3 protein-coding genes are annotated in these 2914 nt (G+C 42.9%); 1 reads left to right on the plus strand and 2 read right to left on the minus strand.

All coding sequences use genetic code 11. The features are described from left to right. The coding region (locus ACH2DQ_RS00960) for an MATE family efflux transporter (RefSeq protein WP_395025133.1) at positions 1-1107 on the plus strand (1107 nt) is incomplete at its 5' end. 176 nt (positions 1108-1283) lie between these two features. Here the strand turns inward: ACH2DQ_RS00960 and ACH2DQ_RS00965 are convergent. Next, positions 1284-1820 carry a DUF2284 domain-containing protein gene (locus ACH2DQ_RS00965; protein WP_394915163.1) on the minus strand — a complete coding sequence of 179 codons (537 nt, stop codon included), beginning with the start codon at positions 1818-1820 and terminating at the stop codon, positions 1284-1286. A 135-nt stretch (positions 1821-1955) separates the two neighbouring features. Further along, a partial coding sequence (locus ACH2DQ_RS00970) for a trimethylamine corrinoid protein 2 (RefSeq protein ID WP_395025139.1) occupies positions 1956-2914 on the minus strand: 959 nt, incomplete at its 5' end.

Below are 2914 nucleotides of genomic sequence, written 5' to 3' on the forward strand. Positions count from 1 at the left end.
GGAAATGCCATCACTATGATGGCGGTATCCGGAATCGCACTCTTTTTGATTGTAACAATCTTCCTGACGCCCATGTTGAAATTCTTTGGCGCAACGGACGATGTTCTTCCATATGCCCAGACCTACACCCGTATTACCTCCATCGGATTCCCATTTCTGATTATCAATACTGCAATCAGTAAATTAATCCTGGCGGACGGCAGTCCCAAATATTCCATGACTTCCATGCTGGTTGGTGCCGTAATCAATACCATTCTAGACCCGATTTTTATCTTTGTATTTGATATGGGTATGGCTGGTGCCGCTCTTGCAACCATCATCGGGCAGATCGTATCCTTTTGTATCAGTGTAAAATACGCGTTCCATTTCCGTCATATAAAGCTGACACGTAAATGCTTCCAGCTAAAGTTTAAATTCTGCAGAAATATATTTGCCCTGGGAGCCAGTGCCTGTTTCAACCAGATCGCCATGACGGTCACACAGATTGTCATGAACAATGTGCTCTCTTATTATGGTGCCAGATCTGTATATGGAAGTGAAATTCCACTTGCCTGCGCAGGGATTATCATTAAAGTGAATATGATTTTTATGGCACTTGTCATCGGTATATCACAGGGAACCCAGCCCATTGTAGGATTCAATTACGGCGCAAAAAAATACGGACGCGTCAAAGAAACTTACAAGCTGGCAGTTTTAAGTGCCACGATCATTTCCATTTTGGCGTTCCTCTGCTTCCAGTTTTTCCCCAGGCAGATTATCTCTGTATTTGGAAACGGAAATGAAACCTATTTTAAATTTGCAGAACGGTATTTCCGGATCTTCCTGTTTATGACCTTTATAAATGGAATCCAGCCGGTTACATCAAACTTTTTCACCTCCATTGGGAAATCCGTACTGGGTGTATTCATGTCCCTTACCAGGCAGATTATCTTCCTGCTCCCGCTTTTTGTCATCTTCCCAATCTTCATGGGGATAGACGGCGTCATGTATGCCGGTCCTATTGCTGATGCGGCGGCGGCGGTTGTTTGCATTTACTTCCTGATTCGGGAAATGCGGGAACTTACACGGCTGCAGAAAGGGATGGAGGAGCCGAAACCTGTAGCTTAAGTAGAACTGATTTATTTAACCGCTATATCATAAAACTATAATAATAAAATCTGTAATATTAAAAAACCCAGAGTATCTTATTATCTGATACTCTGGATTTCTAATATAACTTGATTCATTGAGTTCTTCAGTCATTCTTCTAATTTCAAAAGATATCTTCTGAAATATAACCGTGATTAAAAAAAGATGTTGCTGAAATATGTCACCGTATTTGCACCGTTTATATAATGAATCCCTGCCGCAGATGCTTCTTTATTTACATAGATACCAAAGCTCTCCACTGAGGGAAACATTTGGTCGGGAAAGCGGCACGGGGCATCAGGATAGGTGCAGGATTTGCAATTCTGGCAACCTTCCGATGACAGCATCAGAATATCGTCCCCGTCTTCTAAAAAGATTTCCCTTACCTTTTTGCTCACTTCTTCATGCCTTTTTTTCGCATCCATCATTCCATCCCAGTCAAAGGAATCTTCCAGCTTCGAAACCGTTGAGAAAACCACCACATTTTTGTACTTCATAGACCGTTCCCTGCATTCCTCCACAGTTCCTACACCCGGAGGACATGCCCAGGTTTTTCCATACTGCCCGCATTGGTTTGAAGCGCACATATCTCTGACTTCATCCGAAAATACAATCTTCTCTACAGGTACCACTGCTGCCTCGTGTACCCCTGCTTCCTTGCATCTGCTTAATACTGCTTCCAGATCTCTCATGTAAAATCCCCCATTGTCATCATCTGTTATTCAGACTTATTATATCGGGTCATCAGTCTATGCCTGTTTCCCTTTTTGTAATCTTATTGTATCAAAGCAACGTATAAAAGCAAGGAAAATTTCACTATTTTTCAATTAAAATACTTTTTTGCCTCTGTAATCCTCAACTGTCTTCAGCATATAGTCTGCCTCCTCCAAAGTACTGCAATTCATGCGGTATAATACGCCCTCCGGTTTTAAATGCTCCAACAGCACCGGCAGATCTTCCTTAACGATATCAATATGAATCATTTTTCCTGCATCCTGGATTTTTTTCAGCGTTTCAATCCAGTGAGCAGCCGTAGGCTGACCTGCCCCGTATACCCATTGGATACCATCCAGCCCTTCCAACTCTAACAGACTGTCTAACTGCCGTAATGCGCCTGGTCCATCCAGGTGGAAAATTGTATTTTTAAGAAATTTAATTTCCTCTTTTAACTCAGGGATTACGAATTTCTGATACATTTCCTCTGAAATCATCCCTCCAAAATCACAGGATGTCACATACCAGCCCTCAGGATGGTAAATCCCCATCCAGTTGGTATTTCCCTGTTGTTTTTCTTTTAATATGGCATCCAGTTTCGTATACACTTCCTTAAATCGCAGGCAAAGTTCAAAATTTAACTTCTGCACCAGCTCGGGTTCTTCCAGGATATCAAAACATAACTCCTGCGGTCCCCGCAAAGAAACCAGACCGTCCAGCCCCGGATGGATATCGGTAATTCCAACCAGATAATCCCCCCGGCTGTCATCAAGCATTGCTTTCGTTAATTCCACCGTTTTACGAAACCAGATATTGTCTTCTTTTAAACAGCTTATATCCATATCCTCCAGGCTCTCAAAATGGCTGGAGGCCCAGCTGGTATCAGTTCCAAACGTAATTCCGCATCCAAAGTAAGCTCCGAATACATCCGGTCCCAGATTGGGACATACCAGGGGATATGCCTCTCCTGCAAAGTATAGGGATTCCTGGATTGCCCGTTCTCTTCTTACCACGTACTCCGTATCCATCCACTGGTCGTACAGGCTTTCTCTGATTTCCGGAAATACAGACC

The organism is Robinsoniella sp., from assembly GCF_034124845.1.